The sequence below is a fragment of the Paracoccus alkanivorans genome, from assembly GCF_003697785.1.
GTDB classification, from domain to species: Bacteria; Pseudomonadota; Alphaproteobacteria; order Rhodobacterales; family Rhodobacteraceae; genus Paracoccus; species Paracoccus alkanivorans.
In genome coordinates this window covers 106,360-124,155 of the sequence record NZ_QOKZ01000009.1, presented here as the reverse complement: position 1 = coordinate 124,155, position 17,796 = coordinate 106,360, and the positions used below count along the sequence as shown (strand labels likewise).

14 protein-coding genes, 3 pseudogenes and 1 other annotated feature are annotated in these 17,796 nt (G+C 61.7%); of the genes and pseudogenes, 6 read left to right on the top strand and 11 right to left on the bottom strand.

Annotation, left to right across the window (positions count from 1 at the left end; genetic code table 11):
• Positions 1–32 precede the first annotated feature (32 nt).
• Positions 33–1,847, bottom strand: coding sequence for an ABC-F family ATP-binding cassette domain-containing protein (locus tag C9E81_RS18910; protein ID WP_122113913.1), 1,815 nt, complete (start codon positions 1,845–1,847; stop codon positions 33–35).
• 165 nt (positions 1,848–2,012) lie between these two features.
• Here C9E81_RS18910 and C9E81_RS18905 point away from each other — a divergent pair, with 165 nt between their 5' ends.
• Positions 2,013–3,011 carry a Fe(3+) ABC transporter substrate-binding protein gene (locus tag C9E81_RS18905; protein WP_122113912.1) on the top strand — a complete coding sequence of 333 codons (999 nt, stop codon included), beginning with the start codon at positions 2,013–2,015 and terminating at the stop codon, positions 3,009–3,011.
• A gap of 51 nt (positions 3,012–3,062) precedes the next feature.
• On the opposite strand, the gene C9E81_RS18900 is transcribed toward C9E81_RS18905, so the two are convergent.
• The 4 genes from C9E81_RS18900 to C9E81_RS18885 form a co-directional block, all read right to left on the bottom strand.
• Positions 3,063–3,941 carry a carbohydrate ABC transporter permease gene (locus C9E81_RS18900; protein WP_122113911.1) on the bottom strand — a complete coding sequence of 293 codons (879 nt, stop codon included), beginning with the start codon at positions 3,939–3,941 and terminating at the stop codon, positions 3,063–3,065.
• 13 nt (positions 3,942–3,954) lie between these two features.
• The gene (locus C9E81_RS18895; protein ID WP_208021223.1) at positions 3,955–4,914 is read right to left on the bottom strand and encodes a carbohydrate ABC transporter permease; all 960 of its coding nucleotides are present in this window, start codon (positions 4,912–4,914) and stop codon (positions 3,955–3,957) included.
• 78 nt (positions 4,915–4,992) lie between these two features.
• Positions 4,993–6,306, bottom strand: coding sequence for an ABC transporter substrate-binding protein (locus C9E81_RS18890; protein ID WP_122113910.1), 1,314 nt, complete (start codon positions 6,304–6,306; stop codon positions 4,993–4,995).
• A gap of 96 nt (positions 6,307–6,402) precedes the next feature.
• Positions 6,403–7,461 carry an ABC transporter ATP-binding protein gene (locus C9E81_RS18885; protein WP_122113909.1) on the bottom strand — a complete coding sequence of 353 codons (1,059 nt, stop codon included), beginning with the start codon at positions 7,459–7,461 and terminating at the stop codon, positions 6,403–6,405.
• A gap of 176 nt (positions 7,462–7,637) precedes the next feature.
• Between C9E81_RS18885 and C9E81_RS18880 the strand changes: the two genes are divergently transcribed.
• The 5 genes from C9E81_RS18880 to otnK are packed head-to-tail and all read left to right on the top strand — an operon-like array spanning position 7,638 to position 12,828.
• The gene (locus C9E81_RS18880; protein ID WP_166461979.1) at positions 7,638–8,672 is read left to right on the top strand and encodes a Bug family tripartite tricarboxylate transporter substrate binding protein; all 1,035 of its coding nucleotides are present in this window, start codon (positions 7,638–7,640) and stop codon (positions 8,670–8,672) included.
• Entirely contained in the window at positions 8,669–9,166 is a 498-nt protein-coding gene (locus tag C9E81_RS18875; protein ID WP_122113908.1) for a tripartite tricarboxylate transporter TctB family protein, read from the top strand. Before C9E81_RS18880 ends, C9E81_RS18875 begins: the two co-directional genes overlap by 4 nt.
• A gap of 1 nt (position 9,167) precedes the next feature.
• On the top strand, positions 9,168–10,658 hold the full coding sequence (locus tag C9E81_RS18870) for a tripartite tricarboxylate transporter permease (RefSeq protein WP_122113907.1): 1,491 nt from the start codon (positions 9,168–9,170) through the stop codon (positions 10,656–10,658).
• Positions 10,655–11,566, top strand: a complete 912-nt coding sequence (gene ltnD / locus C9E81_RS18865; protein ID WP_122113906.1) for an L-threonate dehydrogenase — start codon at positions 10,655–10,657, stop codon at positions 11,564–11,566. Before C9E81_RS18870 ends, ltnD begins: the two co-directional genes overlap by 4 nt.
• Positions 11,563–12,828 (top strand): 3-oxo-tetronate kinase, encoded by a 1,266-nt coding sequence (gene otnK, locus C9E81_RS18860; RefSeq protein ID WP_122113905.1) that lies wholly within the window; start codon positions 11,563–11,565, stop codon positions 12,826–12,828. The genes ltnD and otnK overlap by 4 nt, the downstream gene beginning before the upstream one ends.
• Positions 12,829–12,917: 89 nt before the next feature.
• Here the strand turns inward: otnK and ykgO are convergent, their stop codons facing one another.
• The 6 genes and pseudogenes from ykgO to C9E81_RS22770 form a co-directional block, all read right to left on the bottom strand.
• Complete coding sequence (gene ykgO, locus C9E81_RS18855; protein ID WP_076527305.1) at positions 12,918–13,043, bottom strand: type B 50S ribosomal protein L36; 126 nt, start codon at positions 13,041–13,043, stop codon at positions 12,918–12,920.
• Between the two features lie 279 nt (positions 13,044–13,322).
• Positions 13,323–13,472, bottom strand: a pseudogene (locus C9E81_RS18850) (IS5/IS1182 family transposase); the annotation flags it as partial.
• 42 nt (positions 13,473–13,514) lie between these two features.
• Positions 13,515–14,880 (bottom strand): annotated as a pseudogene (locus tag C9E81_RS18845) (IS3 family transposase).
• Positions 14,441–14,557, bottom strand: a sequence feature (AL1L pseudoknot). (Overlaps the previous pseudogene by 117 nt.)
• A 51-nt stretch (positions 14,881–14,931) precedes the next feature.
• Positions 14,932–15,201 (bottom strand): annotated as a pseudogene (locus C9E81_RS18840) (transposase); the annotation flags it as partial.
• A 109-nt stretch (positions 15,202–15,310) separates the two neighbouring features.
• The gene (locus C9E81_RS18835; RefSeq protein ID WP_122113904.1) at positions 15,311–17,269 is read right to left on the bottom strand and encodes a Hint domain-containing protein; all 1,959 of its coding nucleotides are present in this window, start codon (positions 17,267–17,269) and stop codon (positions 15,311–15,313) included.
• An 18-nt stretch (positions 17,270–17,287) separates the two neighbouring features.
• Positions 17,288–17,755 (bottom strand): hypothetical protein, encoded by a 468-nt coding sequence (locus C9E81_RS22770; protein ID WP_147457633.1) that lies wholly within the window; start codon positions 17,753–17,755, stop codon positions 17,288–17,290.
• Positions 17,756–17,796 lie beyond the last annotated feature (41 nt).

Genomic DNA, 17,796 nt, shown 5'->3' with positions numbered 1-17,796 from the left:
CGGGATTTACCTCTGCCGGCCGGCCGGCAGGTCTATCCGGTGGCCTTCTCTTCCAGCATCAGCCATTCCTCTTCGGCCTCGGCCAATGCCGCCTGCCGCTCGGTCAGCGCCTCGGTTGCCTTCTCGAACTTGGCGGGAGCGGTCCGGTAAAGCTCGGGATCGGAGAGAAACTCCGACAACTTGGCGATCTCGGCCTCAAGACGTTCGATAACGGCGGGCAAGGCCTCCAGCCGGTGTTTCTCGGTAAAGCTCAACCCTTCCTTCACCGGTTGCTGCTTTCCAGCCGGTTTCGGTGCCGAGGCGGGCTTTACGGTTTCCGCAGGCTGAACGACCGGATCTTCGCCCCGCTGCGCCCGGTAATCCGTCCAGCCCCCGGCATAGGTAACGGCGCGGCCGTCCCCCTCCATAGCGACCGTCGTATCGGCGACGCGATCGATGAAGTCACGGTCGTGGCTGACCAGCAGCACTGTGCCGTCATAATCGCCCAGGATGTCCTGCAACAGGTCCAGCGTCTCGACGTCCAGGTCATTGGTCGGCTCGTCCAGCACCAGAAGATTCGAGGGCTTCGCCATCAGCCGCGCCAGCAGAAGCCTTGCCTTTTCGCCCCCCGACAGGCTGCGAACGGGCGCGCGGGCCTGTGCCTCGTCAAAGAGGAAATCCTTGAGATAGCCGACCACATGTTTCGGCTGGCCGCGCACCATCACCTGGTCGGCCCGGCCGGAAACGCGCATGTCGGGATCGCCGGTCAGCGAGTCCCACAGGCTCTGGTCGGGGTCCAGCGCGGCGCGGGCTTGGTCGAAGACGGCGATTTCCAGGTTGGTGCCCAGCTTGACCTCGCCCTGATCCGGCGCGATCTCTCCGGTCAGCATCCTGATCAGCGTGGTCTTGCCCGCCCCGTTCGGGCCGACGAATGCCACCCGGTCGCCCCGCTGCACGCGCAGGTCGAAGGGTTTCAGGATCACCCGTTCGCCGAAAGCCTTAGAAATGCCCTGCGCCTCTATCACCCGCTTGCCCGATTGCGGCCCCGTGTCCAGCGCCATCGCGGCGGTGCCCTGGCGGCGGATCTGCGAGGCCCGCTCGGCCCGCATCGCCTGCAAGGCCCGCACCCGCCCCTGGTTGCGCTTGCGCCGGGCGCTGATGCCCTCGACCGCCCAACGTGCCTCGGCCTTGATCTTGCGGTCGAGCTTGTGGCGCGCATCGTCCTCGGCGGCCCAGACCGCCTCGCGCCAATCCTCGAACCCCTCGAAGCCCCTTTCCTGCCGCCGCACCTCGCCACGGTCGATCCACAATGTCGCGCGGGTCAGGCGGCGCAGGAAGGCGCGGTCATGGCTGATGATGACATAGGCGGCACGGGTCTGCGAAAGGTGATCCTCCAGCCAGCCGATCGCCTCGATGTCAAGGTGGTTGGTCGGCTCGTCCAGCAGCATCAACTCGGGCGCCTGCGCCAGCAGTCGCGCCAGCGCCGCCCTTCGGCGCTCTCCGCCCGAAGCGGTGGCGACCGGGCGGTCGGGATCGAATTTCAGCCCTTCCGCAGCCATCTCGACGCGGTAGCCCTCGCCCTCCGGCAGGCCAGCCCGCGCGAAATCGCCAAGCGTTGCAAAGCCCGTCAGATCGGGGTCCTGCTCCATGTATCCGACATGGCTGCCCGCATTCAGCACGACCTCGCCCCGGTCCGGCTCGACCAGCCCGGCCATGACCTTCATCAATGTCGATTTGCCCGAGCCGTTACGCCCGACCAGCGCCACCCGGTCGCCCTGCTGGACGGTCAGGGACAGGCTTTCGAATACGGGATCGCCGCCGAAGGTCAGCGAGATGTCGGTCAGTTGTAACAAGGGTGCGCGTGCCATGGCCGCGCCCTATAGCGGGCCGGGCTCGCGGTCAATGCGCCGCGATATGGGTGCAGCTTTGCGGCCCCTTCAGTTTTGCACATTCTGCATAATAATTTCAGGCTATTGACGCAGCGATGCCTGTGATGTGAGAAACGAGCAGAAACCTGACCAAAGGAGTCAACGATGCGTTCCCTGCTTCTCGCTTCCCTGATGGGCGCCTCCGCTCTGCCCGCACTGGCGGAGGAAGTGAATGTTTATTCCAACCGCCAACCCGAATTGCTGAAACCGCTGACGGATGCCTTTACCGAAGCGACCGGAATCACCGTCAACGCGGCTTATGTCGAAAAGGGCATGGCCGAACGGCTGAAGGCCGAGGGCGAGCGCTCTCCGGCGGATCTGATCATGACTGTCGATGTTGCGCGCTTGGGCGAGGTGAAGGATGCCGGCGTAACCCAGGCTGTCGAGAGCGAGGCACTGAATGTCGTTCCAGAAGCGCTGCGCGATGTCGATCGCCATTGGTTCGGCCTGACCACGCGCGCGCGTATCATCTATGCCAGCAAGGAGCGCGTGGCGGATGGCGAGGTGACAACCTATGAGGATCTGGCCGATCCGAAATGGAAGGGCCGCATCTGCACCCGCCCCTTCACCCATAATTACAATGTCGCGTTGACTGCTGCCTACCTGGCGTATCACGGCCCCGAGGAAACCAAGGCGTGGCTTGAAGGCGTCAAGGCGAACCTGGCGAAAAAGCCCGAAGGCGGTGACCGCGATCAGGTCAAGTCGATCTGGGCCGGGGAATGCGACATCAGCCTGGGCAACACCTATTACATGGGCAAGATGCTGGAAGACGAAGAGCAGAAGGCATGGGCCGATTCAGTCCGTATCGTCTTTCCGACATTCGAGAATGGCGGCACACATGTGAACATTTCCGGCGTGGCGATGACTCCAGCCGCGCCGAACAAGGAGGCTGCCCTGAAATTCATGGAGTTTCTGGTCAGCGACGAGGCACAGAAAATCTATGCCGAGATAAACTACGAATTCCCCGTCTCGGATCATGTCGAGCGCTCGGAAGTGGTTCAAGGCTGGGGTGAGTTCACACCCGACAGCACTCCGTTGAGCGAGATCTCCAAACTGCGTCCCGAGGCGCTGACGCTGATCGAGGAAGTCAATTTCGACGGTTGAAACTGTCAAGGGCGGTTCCGGATCGACCGGACCCGCCCTTGCGATGAAATCCTATTCCTTGACCGCGCCGGTCATGGACGACACGTAATAGTCCACGAAGAAGGAATAGAGGATCACCACGGGCAGCGATCCCAGCAGTGCCCCCGACATCAACGCGCCCCATTCATAGATATCGCCACGCACCAGTTCGGTCAGCACGCCCACCGGAACTGTCTTGTTCTCGGAGCTGGAAATGAATGTCAGCGCATAGATGAACTCGTTCCAGCTCAGCGTGAAGGCGAATATCCCCGCCGAGATCAGGCCCGGCACCGCCAGCGGCAGCACCACCTTGGTCAGGATCTGCCAGCGGCTCGCGCCGTCTACCAGCGCGGATTCCTCCAGTTCATAAGGAATCGAGCGGAAGTAACCCATCAGCAGCCAGGTGCAGAACGGAATCAGGAAGGTCGGATAGGTCAGGATCAGCGCCAGCCGTGAATCGAAGATGCCGACCTGAAAGACGATATAGGCCAGCGGGATGAACAGGATCGAGGGCGGCACAAGATAGGCCAGGAAGATCAGAAGGCCGGTGATCCGCGCGCCCGTGAAACGCAGCCGCTCGATCGCGTAGGCCGCCAGCACCGAGGTGAACAGCGCAATCACCGTCGAGGCGACCGAAACGATCATCGTGTTCCACATCCATGCGGGATAAGAGGTCTCGAACAGCAGAAAACGCATGTGGTCCAGCGTCGGGCCGACGACCCAGAACGGGCTGTGGTTCTGGTAATCGGTCAGTTGCGAATCCGGCTTAACCGCCGTGATCGTCATCCAGTAGAACGGGAACAGCAGCACAAAGACAAACACGGCAAGCGGCAGGTAGACCACCAGGATGCGGCGCGGCAGCGTCTCGAACTGTTCGAGCGGGGCGGAGTGATCTTCGGTCTTGTCGGCCATGATGCGCGTCCTCTCAATCCCGACCCTGTTGCCATTTCCGGCGCTGAAGGCCGAAGAAGCTGAACAGGATCGCAGCCAGCAGGAAGGGGATCATGGCAACCGCGATTGCGGCGCCCTCGCCCAGCTGGCCGCCGGGAATGGCGCGCTGGAATGACAGCGTGGCCATCAGATGTGTGGCGTTCACCGGACCGCCGCGGGTCAAGACGTAGATCAACTGGAAGTCGGTGAAGGTGAACAGGACCGAGAAGGTCATCACCACCGCGATGATCGGCGTCAGCAGCGGCAAAGTTACCTTGGTGAAGCGCTGCCATGGCGTCGCGCCGTCGATGGCCGCCGCCTCGTTGAGCGATTGCGGGATGGTTTGCAACCCCGCCAGCAGCGAGATCGCCACAAAGGGAATCCCGCGCCAGACATTCGCGGCGATCACCGACCAGCGCGCATTCCACGGCTCGCCCAGGAAGTTGATCGGCCGGTCTATCAGGCCCAGCTGCATCAGCGACCACGAGATGATCGAAAACTGCGAATCGAAGATCCACCAGAAGGCCATGGCCGACAGGACGGTCGGCACCACCCAGGGCAGCAGGATGATGGCGCGGAAGAAATTCTTGAACGGCAGGTGACGGTTCAGGATCAGTGCCAGCCACAGTCCCAGGCCGAATTTCGCGACCGAGGCCACCAGCGTATAGATCATCGTATTGAAAACCGAGAGCCAGAAGACCGGGTCGTCGAAAAGCCAGATATAGTTCTCCAGCCCGATGAAAATCCCGGAACGCCCGATCCGCGTGTCGGTAAAGCCCAGCCAGACGCCCAGACCCAGTGGATAGGTCAGGAAGAACAGCAGGAACGCCACTGCCGGCAGCATGAACAGAAAGCCCAGACCGTTCCGGCTTTCCGACAGCCGCGCCCAGCCCCCTTTGCGGGGCGGCGGATCATCCTGCATGCGCGGGTTCTCGGCAAGATCGGGCTCGGGCATATCGCGTCCTTTCCGTGGGCGGTGTCAGACAAGGACGGTCCGGACGGCGGTGGAATGCGCCATCCGGACCTGAGCGGATCAGCGGTAGTAACGCTGCAGGCGCCGCTCGGCATTGGCGATGGCGTCCTCGGGACTGCGCTGACCGGTGACCGCCTCGGCGAACATGTCGACCAGCACGTAATCGGCCATCGCCCCCGCCGATGCCGGACCCAGCGGGCCGGCATAGCCGTTCACACGCAGCGATTCCGAAGCCCTGGCATAGGGCGCGTGGACCGGGTTCGAGGTCCAGACCGGATTGTCGGCGAATTCCTTCAGCGCCTGGCAGCAATAGGCGCTGGCGGCCTCGATCCACTTGTTCATGTTTTCCGAACGATACATGAACTCGATATAGGCCTTGGCCGCATTCGGGAACTTGCAATGGTTGAAGATCGACAATGTCGAGGTCTGGTGTAGTTCCACCGACTCGCCGACCGGGCCGATAGGCAGGTTGGTCGTGCGGATATCCTCGGCCAGTTCCTTCATCGCCGGGTCGTTGATCGCCGCGTAGTAAAGCGACACGCCATTGGCGGTCAGTGAAATCTCACCTGCAAGGAAGGCGCGGTTGTTGTTGATGTCGAGCCAGCTTTCCGTGCCGGGGATGAAGGTCTCGTAAAGCTGCCTGGCATATTCGATGGCGGCAAGCGTCTCGGGGCTGTTGATGACGACCTGCCCCGCCTCGTCCACGGTCATGCCGCCATGCGACCACAGCAGCCAGTGGGCATAGTTGTTGCCGTCGCCCACCGCCTTGCCATGCGGGAAACCGGCCGGAGTGCCCTTTTCCTTGAGCGCCAGGCACAGTTTCAGGAACCCCTCGGTGTCAGACGGGAATTCCTCGAAGCCCGCGGCCTTGATGTGGCTGTCGCGGTAGCAGATGGCATTGCCGATCGCGCAAAGCGGCACGGAGATCCATTTCCCGTCCTGCGAACCGTAAGCGGCAAGCCCGTCATACCAGCCGCCATGCGCCTCGCCCAGAGCGGTGCAGAGATCCGTCACATCGACAAGCCGGTCGGGATACTGGAACGGATCGTCGAACCAGCTCATCACCATATCGGGACCCGAGCCCACATTCGCGGCGACGGCAGCCTTGGGACGGACATCCTCCCAGCTTTCCTGGTCGATCGTGACTTCGACGCCGGTCGCCTCGGTAAAGGCCCTGGTGTTAGCGTTCCAGGCCTCCTCCTCACCCTCGACGAAGGGCACCCAACGCAGAAGGCGCAAGGATGCCCCCTCTTCCGGGGTGAATGAAGGCGCGGCCTGCGCCAGGGCGCGGCCGGGACGGAACGGGCCGACAAGCGCCCCCGCAGCGGCCATCGCGGCCGTGCCCTGCAACAGTTTCCTACGGTCAATGGTCATGGTTCTTTTCCTCCCTTGGTGCAGCGGACGATCTGCGTCGCCCGATGATGACGCCCCGCCGCATTCCTCCGCCGCGGCAGGGCGATGCCTGGTGTTTCATCCCGAAACGCGCTGGCCGCTGGCCTCGTCGAACAGATGAACGCCCGCGGGCGTAACGCCGATCTGCATTGCGCTTCCGGGTTCGACGGCCACGCGCTCGCGAAAAACGCCAGTGATCTCGGCCCCGCCAAGCCGGCCCACGACATGGGTCTCGGCGCCGGTGGGCTCGATCACGTCGACGGTAAGCGGGATATCTCCGCCGGGGCTCATCAGCTCAGGACGCAGGCCATAGACCAGCGGCTGTCCCGGCCTGGCGCTGCCGGTATCGCCAACCGGCAGCATCGTGCCGTCCTTCGCCTCGAACCGGCCATCCCCGGTCAGGGTGCCGGCAATCATGTTCATCGCGGGCGAGCCGATGAAACCCGCCACGAACAGGTTGTCCGGCCGGTCATAAAGCTCCAGCGGCGTGCCGACCTGCTCGACTATGCCGTCATGCATGACGACGATCTTGTCGGCCATGGTCATCGCCTCGATCTGGTCATGGGTGACATAGACGGTCGTGGTCTTCAGGCGCTGATGCAGGTTCTTGATCTCGGTGCGCATGGTCACGCGCAGCTTGGCATCGAGGTTCGACAGCGGCTCATCGAACAGAAAGACCTGCGGATCGCGGACGATGGCGCGGCCCATGGCGACACGCTGGCGCTGACCGCCCGACAGCATTCGCGGATAACGCTCCAGCAGATGCGCAAGTCCCAGGATCTCAGCCGCGGGACGCACCTTCTCGGCGATCTCGGCGCGCGAGACGCCGGCGAGCTTGAGCGAAAAGCCCATGTTCTCGGCCACGGTCAGATGCGGGTAAAGCGCGTAGTTCTGAAAGACCATCGCGATATCGCGTTCCTTGGGCGCAAGGTCGTTGACGACGCGATTCCCGATGCGGATTTGCCCCGACGTGATATGTTCGAGCCCCGCGAGCATCCGCAGCAAGGTCGATTTTCCGCAGCCCGAGGGACCGACCAGAACGACGAATCCTCCTTCGTCTATCGAAATGTTGATGCCATGCAATATCTCGACCGAGCCATAGGATTTTCTTACGTTCTCGATCGTGACCGATGCCATTGCCGTCCCCCTCCGACAGGTATCCATTGAGGGATGCTATGCGGCAATCCTCGGACCGCGCAAGCAGTTTCTCGTGCATTGGCAAAGAAGCGGCGATGCTCAGGTTCCATTTGACAACGTATACATTGTAACCAAGACTGCCCGCAAAGAGATGCGAAACAGGGGGGAGTGCATCGATGACCGGAAAGATCGTGAAAGCCATTGGGAAGAACCGTATCGGCCGCCGTGCGGCGCTGAGCGGTATCGCGATGGTTGCGGCAACTGCAATGGGGATGCTGCCGGGACCGATGGGCGCTGGCAAGGCGCTGGCTGAGTTTCCAGAGCGGCCGATCGAGATGATCGTGCCGTGGGGCGCGGGCGGCGGCACCGATGCCGTGGGGCGCATATTCGCGCAGATCCTCCAGGAAAATCTGGGCCAGCCAGTCAATGTCGTGAACCGCACCGGCGGCTCGGGCGTCGTCGGCCATACCGCCATCGCCAGGGCCAATCCCGACGGCTACACGATGGGCGTGATGACCATCGAGATCGACATGATGCATTGGCAGGGCCTCACCGAGCTGACCCATGAGGATTTCGATATCCTCGGCATGGTGAACGCCGATCCGGGCGGGCTGATGGTTTCGGCCGACAGTGAATGGAAAGATGCCGCCGCCCTGCGTGATGCGATCAAGTCCAGCGAGCCGGGCACCTTCAAGGCCTCGGGCACGGGTCAGGGAGGCATTTGGCACCTGAACCTGCTGGGCTGGCTGATGTCCGAGGGCATCCCCGTCGATGCCGTTACATGGGTGCCGAGCGAGGGCTCGGTGGCCGGTCTGACCGACATGGTCGCGGGCGGCGTTCACATGGTGCCCTCCTCGCTTGCCGAAGGCCGTGCGCTGATCGAGGCAAGCAAGGTCCTGCCGCTGGCCAGCATGTCCGACGAACGCCAGGAACTGTTCCCCGACGTGCCCACGTTGAATGAGGCCACGCAATCAGATTGGAAACTGTCGGTCTGGCGCACCATCGTCGTGCCCAAGGGCCTGCCCGATGATGTGCGGGCGAAGCTGGCCGAGGCTGTCAAGGCAGCCTATGAAAGCCCGACCTACCAGGATTTCATGAAGGAACGCGGCTTCGGCCTGCGCTGGCTTGGCCCCGAAGAGGCCACGGCACAGGTCGCCGACGATGACGCGAATCTCGGCGCCGTCATGAAAGAAGCGGGCCTGGCCAAGTGAGCCAGCCTCATCGGACCCGCGAAATCGGGCTGGGCGTCATCTCGATCCTGATCGGGGTGGCGCTGATCCTCGGCGCGCGCGGACTTGGCGCGATCCCCGGTCAGGATTACGGCGCCGACACCCTGCCTCGCGTGATCGCGGTGTTCTCGATCTGCGTCGGCATCGCCATGCTGATCCAGGCCCTGCGGCCGCGACCTGCAGCGGATAGCGCACCCGCCGCCGATGGCGGTGCGGACTGGATGCGGAACATCAACGCATGGTTGCGGCTGGCCGGAGGATTGGCGCTGGTCATCGCCTATGCGCTGTTCTCGCCGATGACCGGGTTCGTCATCGCGGGTTTCGTCACCGTCGCCGGCCTCGCCCTGCTGATGGGGGTCAAGCCGCTTTACAGCGTGATCCTCGGTATCGTTGCGGCCTTCGTGCTGCGTTATGTCTTCGCCGATCTGCTGCTGGTGCCGCTGCCGCGCATGTCCCTGCCGGGTCTTGGGGGATAGGATGGTTATCTCGGACGCTCTGGACCTCGTATTGACGCCGCAGGTGATCCTGACCATGATCGCTTCGGGCGCTTTCGGGATGTTCCTGGGGGCGATGCCCGGCCTGACCGCGACCATGGCAACCGCGCTGCTGGTTCCGATCACCTTCTTCATGGAGCCGGTCCCCGCCATCGCCGCCATCGTCACCGCCGCCGCCATGGCGATCTTCGCGGGCGACCTGCCCGCCGCGCTGCTGCGCATTCCAGGCACCCCGGCCAGCGCCGCCTATACCGAGGATGCATGGCGCATGACCCGGAGCGGTCGCGCCGCAGATGCGCTTGGCGCCCTGCTTGTATTCTCGGCCATCGGGGGCACCCTGGGCACCATCGTGCTGATCGTCGCCGCGCCCGCGCTGGCCGAGGTGGCGCTGAAATTCTCGTCCTTCGAATATTTCTGGCTGGTGGTGATGGGGCTGTCCTGCGCCGTCTTCGTCTCGCCCGGATCGTCGCTGAAAAGCATGCTGTCGTTGGTGGTCGGCCTCACGGCGGCCTGCGTCGGTTTCGACAACCCGGCGGGCCAGCCGCGCTTTACCTTCGGCAATGTGGACATGATGGCGGGCATTCCGCTGATCTGCGCCATGATCGGCCTGTTCGCCGCCGCCGAGGTCTTTCGCGCCATCGTCCACCCCTCCCGGGCGGTCAGGGCCGAGCGCCCCGACACCAGCCATATCTTTGCCCGCCAGTGGCGGAATATCCGGCGTTATCCGAAACAGATGCTGCGCGGCAGCGCATTGGGAACGATTATCGGTGCCCTGCCCGGCGCGGGCGCAGATATCGCCGCCTGGATCAGCTATGCCATTTCCAAACGCTTCTCCCGCGAACCGCAGAAATTCGGCACCGGCCATGTCGAGGGGCTGGTCGAGGCGGGCTCGTCGAACAACGCCGCCGTCTCGGGCGCGTGGATTCCGGCGCTGGTATTCGGCATCCCGGGCGATTCCATTACCGCCATCGTGATCGGCGTGCTCTATATCAAGGGCATGAATCCGGGCCCCACGGTATTCCTGATGCAGCCGCAGCTCATCTATGCGCTGTTCATCGTCTTTCTGCTGGCGAACCTCATCATGCTGCCCCTGGGCTGGGTGGCGATCAAGCTGGGCGCGCGGCTTCTATCGGTGCCGCAGAACATCCTGATGCCGGTGATCATGCTATCCTGCATCATCGGCGCCTTCGCGATCACCAACTCGATCTTCGGGGTCTGGGTCATGCTCGCCTTCGGCGTGATCGGCTTTGCCATGGAGGAATGCGAGATCCCCATCGCTCCGGCGATTCTCGGCCTTGTCCTCGGGCCGATGCTCGAAAAGAACTTCATCACCTCGATGATCAAGGCCGATGGCAACCTGCTGGCCTTTTTCGAACGGCCGATCGCCGCGGTGCTCGGCATCATGGCGGTCGCCTTCTGGCTGTTGCCGCTGATCCGCGCCATCCTCAGGCGCAGAAAGGCGGCAATCGCATGAGCATTTCGGCGGGAGTGATCGGGCTTGGCTCGATGGGCATGGGCGCTGCGGTATCGTTACTGCGCGCGGGTATCCCGACGCAAGGGCTGGATTTGCGTGAAGAAGCCCGGGCAGCCTTCGCGGATGCGGGCGGCACCCTCGCCCCGGATGCAGCGGCACTGGGCCGTGAATCCGACGTGGTCCTTATCTATGTCGTCAATGCGGCGCAGACTCGCGAAGTGCTGTTCGGCGATGCCGGCGCCGTCCCTGCTGCCCGTCCCGGCACGGTCTTCGTGATTTGCGTGACCATGGAACCGGCAGAGGCCGCCGATATCTGCGGGCGATTGGAACAGGCCGGGATGATGGCCATCGACGCCCCGGTCTCGGGCGGCGCGGCCAAGGCAATGGAGGGAGAGATTTCGATGATGGCCTCCGGCTCCGAAACGGCGTTCCAGCATGCCGCTCCGGCGTTGGAGGCGATCTCGGCCACCGTGTTCCGGCTTGGCGAGAGGTCCGGTGCGGGTGCGCGGATGAAGGTCATCAACCAGATGCTGGCGGGCGTTCATATCGCCGCCATGGCCGAAGCGATGGTTCTGGCCGCAAGCCAGGGCATGGATCTGGACGAAGTGCACCGCGTCATCCAGTCCTGCGCCGGCAATTCATGGATGTTCGCCAATCGCGGCGCGCATGTGGTCGAGGGCGACTACACACCCCGCTCTGCCGTCGATATCTTCGTCAAGGATCTGGGCATCGTGACCAGAACCGCGGGCGCATCGGGCGCACCTGCGCCGTTGTCGCACACCGCGCTTGAACTGTTCCGGCAGACCTCCGCGGCGGGCCTGGGCCGCAGGGACGACTCGGCCGTGGCCCTTTACCTCGCGCGGCAGGCAGGGGTGAAGCTGCCGGGTGACGGGGAGCAAGGCACATGATCCTGGGCTGCATCGCCGATGATTTCACCGGTGCCACCGATCTGGCCGCGCTGCTGGTGCGGGCAGGCGTGCCGGTCTCGCTGCGGATCGGCCTGCCCTCGGAACCCGCCTCCCCCGGCCCACCCGAAGCTGTCGAAGTCATCGCCCTGAAGATCCGCGCGATTGAGCCCGGCCGGGCCGTGACGCAGGCGCTTGCGGCGCTGGACTGGCTGCTGGCGGCGGGCGCGCGGCACATCTACTGGAAATATTGCTCGACCTTCGACAGCACGATGCGCGGCAATATCGGCCCCGTGGCACAGGCATTGATGGATCGGTTGGGGACGGAAAGGACAGTTTACGTGCCGTCATTCCCCGAAAACGGGCGGAGGGTTTTCATGGGCAACCTGTTCGTGGGTGATCAGCCGCTTGCGGAAAGCCCGATGAAGGATCATCCGCTGAATCCGATGCGCGACAGCGACCTGACCCGCGTGCTGGCCCCGCAACTGGGCGATGATGCAGGCAAGGTGGGGTTGCTGGACTGGCCGACGATCAGGCAAGGACAGGCTGCGGTTGCCGGGGCCATTGCCTCGGGCGCCCCCCATCTGGTCTGCGACGCCCTTGATGACAGCGATCTGGAGGCACTGGCGCAGGCGGCACATGCGCTGCCCTTGCTGACAGGCGGCAGCGCCTTTGCCCGTCACCTGCCCGATGCGTGGCGCGCGGCAGAGCTGCTTGCCTCCACCGAAGGCGACGAGGTCTTGCCAACCATGCCCAAGGGACCGGCTGTCGTGCTGGCTGGCAGCTGTTCTGCCATGACCCGCAAGCAGGTGGCGCATTTCGCCGCCATGGCGCCCACGCTCAGGCTGGATCCACAGCGGCTGGCCGAGGGCGATGACGGCGGCATGCAGGACTGGATCATCGAATGTCTGGACACCGGCCAGGACTGCATGCTGCAGGCGACCGCCGGGCCCGATGAGGTCGCCGCCGCGCAATCAGCCCTTGGCGTCGAAAAGGCCGGTGCCGTGGTTGAGGAAGCTCTCGCCCGCGCGGCAAGGATCGCCCGCAGTCACGGCGCGGCCCGCCTTGTCGTCGCGGGCGGTGAAACCTCGGGTGCGATCACCAGCGCGCTTGGCATCACCGCCTTGCGTATCGGCGCCGAAATCGCCCCGGGAGTCCCATGGTGCCGGGGAGAAGATGATCATGGCTCGCTTGCCTTGGCATTGAAATCCGGAAATTTCGGCGAGGAGGATTTCTTCACCCGCGCATTGGAACAGACTTCCTAGATACCGTTGGGACTCCGCGCTTTTCTGATGGCCATGAAAAAACCCGCCGGCAAGGGCGGGTCATTTCGTCTTCGCGGTGATCCCGCCGGTCAGCCCTGACGGGCCTTGAAGCGGCGATTGGTCTTGTTGATCACGTAAACGCGGCCCTTGCGGCGCACGACACGGCAATCGCGATGCCGGCTCTTGAGCGAGCGGAGCGAGTTGCGAACCTTCATCGGCCTTCTCCTTCGTCGCGGCGCATCGCAGCCGCCAGGAAAACGAAATGCCCCCGACATCGGCCGGGGGCGGCGAAACAATGGTGGGCGGTACTGGGACGACCACCCTCCGCACAACCATCTGATATAGCTGTTCCCGTCCCAAGCGCGGGTTGGAATGTGCACCACTCCTGTGTCACACCTGTCAGAGAGATGCAAGCCCGAAAAACCTTGTCGGTGAGCAAAGGCATTGTTGCATTACTCTGGCCTGAGACGTGAGTTCCCCTTGCCCCACTGACGTCATGCCATGCGGACGATGTCGGGGGTGCCGAGTGCGTTGAAGCGGTTGATGAGTGCGACGCGGATGTGGATTTCGGCGGCTTGGCGGTCCGGGTCTCTCGCCATGATGCGTTCGCCGAAGGCCTTGAGGCAGCGCATCCTCGCCTCGATGTGAACCGCCCCGGGTTTACCGGAGATGTTTTGGCTCAAATATTACGCGGCATTTTGGGTTTGGTTCAAGGCTGCATAGAAATTCACCTCTGCTTCATTTGGGGTGATATATCCGATGGGTTCCAGCAGGCGGGATGTGTTGAACCAGTCGACCCATCTGAGGGTCTCCCATTCGACCTGCCCGACTGATTTCCACGGTCCGAGGATATTGATGACCTCGGCTTTGAAGAGTCCAATGATGGTCTCCGCCATGGCGTTCTGCGCCTTAAAACGGTCCGGGGGACCGTTTGATCCGCTCTGCGGACCGGCTTGAACTCATAGGAATCGCCGACGCTGCCCACGGATGGATCGATGCCGGCCTCGGCCAGCCGTTCGGTGTATTTTATGGACAGATATTGCGATCCGCGGTCGGAATGATGGGTCAAGCCGTCCGCTTTTGACGGGCATCGCTGGCAAATCGCCTGATTGAGCGCATCCAGAACCAAGCCCGTCGTCATTGATGTCGAAACCCGCCAGCCGACGATTTTGCGGGCGAAGACGTCGATGATCGAGCCATGGGAACGCCACTGGTCCGAGTGACCGTGGCGAGGGGCGACGTAACTCATGCCCTGCCAGGTGGGCACACAGGTGAAGTCCGACAGCCAGAGCTGGTTTGGACGGTCCGCCCGGAACTGCCGGTTCACCTTGTCCTGCGGGCAAGGACGTGCCGCATCGGGGTTGGTGGTGATGACCTTCTTTCCCCGAACAACGCCTTGCAATCCCATGGATTTCATCAGCCGTTCTACTGTGCATCGCGCGATATCCTTCCCTTCGCGGCGTAGGGATCGCCAGATTTTCCGCGCCCCATAAAGGCCACGGTTCGCGTCAAAAACACGCCGAATCTCCGCGCAGTACTCACGGTCGCTGAAGCGCCGGGCCGAAGCCCGCTCAGGCGCGGCTTCAAGCTGCTTATGCACATAGAAGGTCGATGGTGCGATCCCCAGAACCCCGCAGATCGGCCCGACACCAAAACCCTCCCGATGAGCATCAATGAAGGCAATCATTTCCGGAATGGGCGGTCGAGCTCCGCCGCCGCGAAATATGCGTTCACAGGCTCTCTCGAACGCATGGCGTTCGCCTGTTCACCTATCTTCAAGATCTCATTGGCTGTGCGCAATTCCCGGTTCTCGCGCTCCAGTTCCCTGATCCTGTCCTTCTCAGCACTGGTCAGCCCACCGCGCTGGCCGGCATCACGCTCGGCCTGCTGGCACCAGACGCGCAGGCTGTCCGGAGAACAACCAAGCTTCGGCGCAATCGCACGGTAGGCGGCTGAATCGCTGCTGTAATCAGCACGATGGTCACGAAAAAGCCGAACACCTCGATCACGCAGTTCGGATGGATAAGCAGGAGTATATCGATTCTTTGTCATAAGGCTCACCTTTGGAGTGTTTTACTCTCCGGTAAACCCGGGGCGGTTCAAGAAGTCCGGCACGGACCAGTCCAGTCCCGCCAACTTCAGCAGGCTCGCCACCATCCCGGCGGTTTGGCGCAGAGGGAGCTTGAAGAGAACCTTGATCGAGAGGCAGAACTGGATGGCCGCATCGGAAAACACCGCTGGCCACCCGTCACGCGGCGCGAGCCAGGTCATATCCTTGTCAACCCAGATCAGGAGCGAACCCCGTTTCCGCAGCGATGCGTTGTAGCTGGACCAGTTCGTCGTGCGATAGCGGGCGGGAGATGGTTTTCTCATGCAGCGCGTCTAACGCTATGGATTCGCAAAGTGAATCCCCACAAACCGAGTTCTGCAACAACGCCGACAACACCTCGCCGCAGCATAATTACCTCCAGCAGAGGGTTTCCTACGGTCTGCGCAAAAGTTTACAACAGAGCTGCTTTTCGGCGTTTTTGGTATGGCGGTACAAAAGCTGTCGCGTTTTAGATCCGGTCGGAAATGGTCGCGCCGCAACCGGGGAGTAGTCGTATTCGCGCAGTTCCGGAAAAAGCGTGTATATTTCCCGGACTGCTTCCGGTCCCACGCTCTCCAATACATGCGGTCCGGGATATAGCGATTCTGTTTCTGCATCATTCGAGATGACGATCTCATGCTGATCGAAAAGCATATGGTAATACGCAACCTCATTCAGATCGTCCGCGATATCGATCCCTTCAACCGACGTCAGATGCATGGCCGCAACCAGAACCTCTGGTGAACCGAACATCCGCTGTGCAATCTTTGAGCGGATTAAGATGCGATGTTGCCGCGAAACCAGCAGGTCCGACGAAGGCGTATTTTCTCCCAGCGCCCCCGCCCGGATACAGATCGGCCATAGTTTCGGATTGGCCTTCAACTCGGCGGCACTAAGTTTACGCTGGCCGATCCAACGAATGTTCTTATATCCATTGTCAACTGTCTTAACCAGGTCACCTATCTTTAACGTCTCGATCCGAACATCGCCATGCGGTGTGGTGATCAATGTGCCGTGCGCGAAGCACATAACACCCGTCCGATCAGAGGTCAGGTCTGATCCGCCGACTGCGGCGCCTTCATTCTGGATGGTCAGCGTGTTAGTATCGCTCCACCCTGCTTCTGTATCGTTCAGGACGCCGTCATCATCCTGGTCGGCCTGCATCCATTTCAGCGGATTGCGGATTACGCTGGGGTCAATGGCCCCGTTTGCAACCGCGCGATCATAATTGGCCTGGCTGTAGTGGCCGCTCAGATCGATAAAGTCGTTATTGGTGTTGTTCCCATCATTTGCCGCACCCGATTCACCGGTTGTGAAATCGGTGATAACATCGTGTCCGTCACTGACCGTGAACTGATCATCACCCGCACCGCCGGATATGCTGTCAGAGCTATTACCCCCATCCAGCGTATCATTGCCATCCCCGCCATCAAGCGTATCCGCACCCTTGCCCCCGGCCAGGCTGTCGTTCCCGGCGCGCCCCTCCAGGCGGTTCGCCCCGTCATCGCCGGTCAGTGTGTCGCTTTTATCGCCACCGACGACATTTTCGATGCCGGAATATGTTCTGCCGTAATTATCCGTCCCTTTAGCAAGGTTTATATCATACGTGTAGCTTTCCACCGCGGTGCCATCGATCTGCACCGTATCGATGCCATTGCCGCCATCGAGCGTTTCGGCAACCTGACTGGTATTATTAAAGCCTTGCAGGATAAGGTCATTACCCGCACCGCCGGATATGCTGTCAGGGCCATTACCCCCATCCAGCGTATCATTGCCATCCCCGCCATCAAGCGTATCCGCACCCTTGCCCCCGGCCAGGCTGTCGTTCCCGGCGCGCCCCTCCAGGCGGTTCGCCCCGTCATCGCCGGTCAGTGTGTCGCTTTTATCGCCACCGACGACATTTTCGATATTGCTAAGCGTAAATTGGCTGAGGCCGAAGGTACCTGCCGTTCCCGACGCAAGATTTACAGTGAATGCCGCACCCTCCTGGTCCGTGCCGTCGATCTGAAGCGTGTCGGTGCCGGTACCGCCATCTATGGTTTCCTGAATGTTACGGTAAACGACACTTACACGGAGTTCGTCATCGCCCGCTCCGCCAGACAGGTCATCGGAACCAAGGCCACCATCCAGCGTGTCATTGCCATCGCCACCTTCCAGAGCATCAAGCATCTGTGAGGGAGAGCCGTCTGATTTTGCACCACCAAAAAGGGAGTCATTTCCAGCGCCGCCGCGAAGCGTGTCCTGACCGTGACCGCCGTCAAGCGTATCGTCGCCGTCCAGTCCGAGCAGACTGTCGTCTCCCTCGCTCCCGGTGAGAGAATCATTCCCAGACGTTCCCAGAGATGTCGACATTTACTAAACTCCAACTGGCTACATTGACCAAAACTCGGCTAACTCGCCTTTGCCACCGCCCGCGCTTCCTTGACTTTTTTCCGTTTCAGGTTGCTCCACAGCGTACAGCCAGTATGACTTCGCATAACAATAACTGTTATCTACATTCAGGCTCACGGAAGTGATATCCAGAACAGGCAGATACTTGCCCTCACGCCCCCTTATAGCTCTGGTCCTTGTTGCCGAACAGGAAACATTTCCATTATCTTCTATGCAAGCTTGAGGGATTATTTTAAGCAGTGACTTTCGCATATCCGATGTATCAGATAACGGGCTTCTCCTAAGGCGATCTACGATATTCGAGACGGCTTTATACTCTTTCTTCTCCATGTCGGTGGATATATTCTTCTGCGGAACGCCGCATCCAAACATGAGAGTTGATGGCGGGACGACAAGCAGCAGCCTACGCAACGTCTTACCCTTTCTTTTCTTTACATTTACATTCATCATGTTCTCCTGGAACGATAGTTATGCATTTCCAACACCAG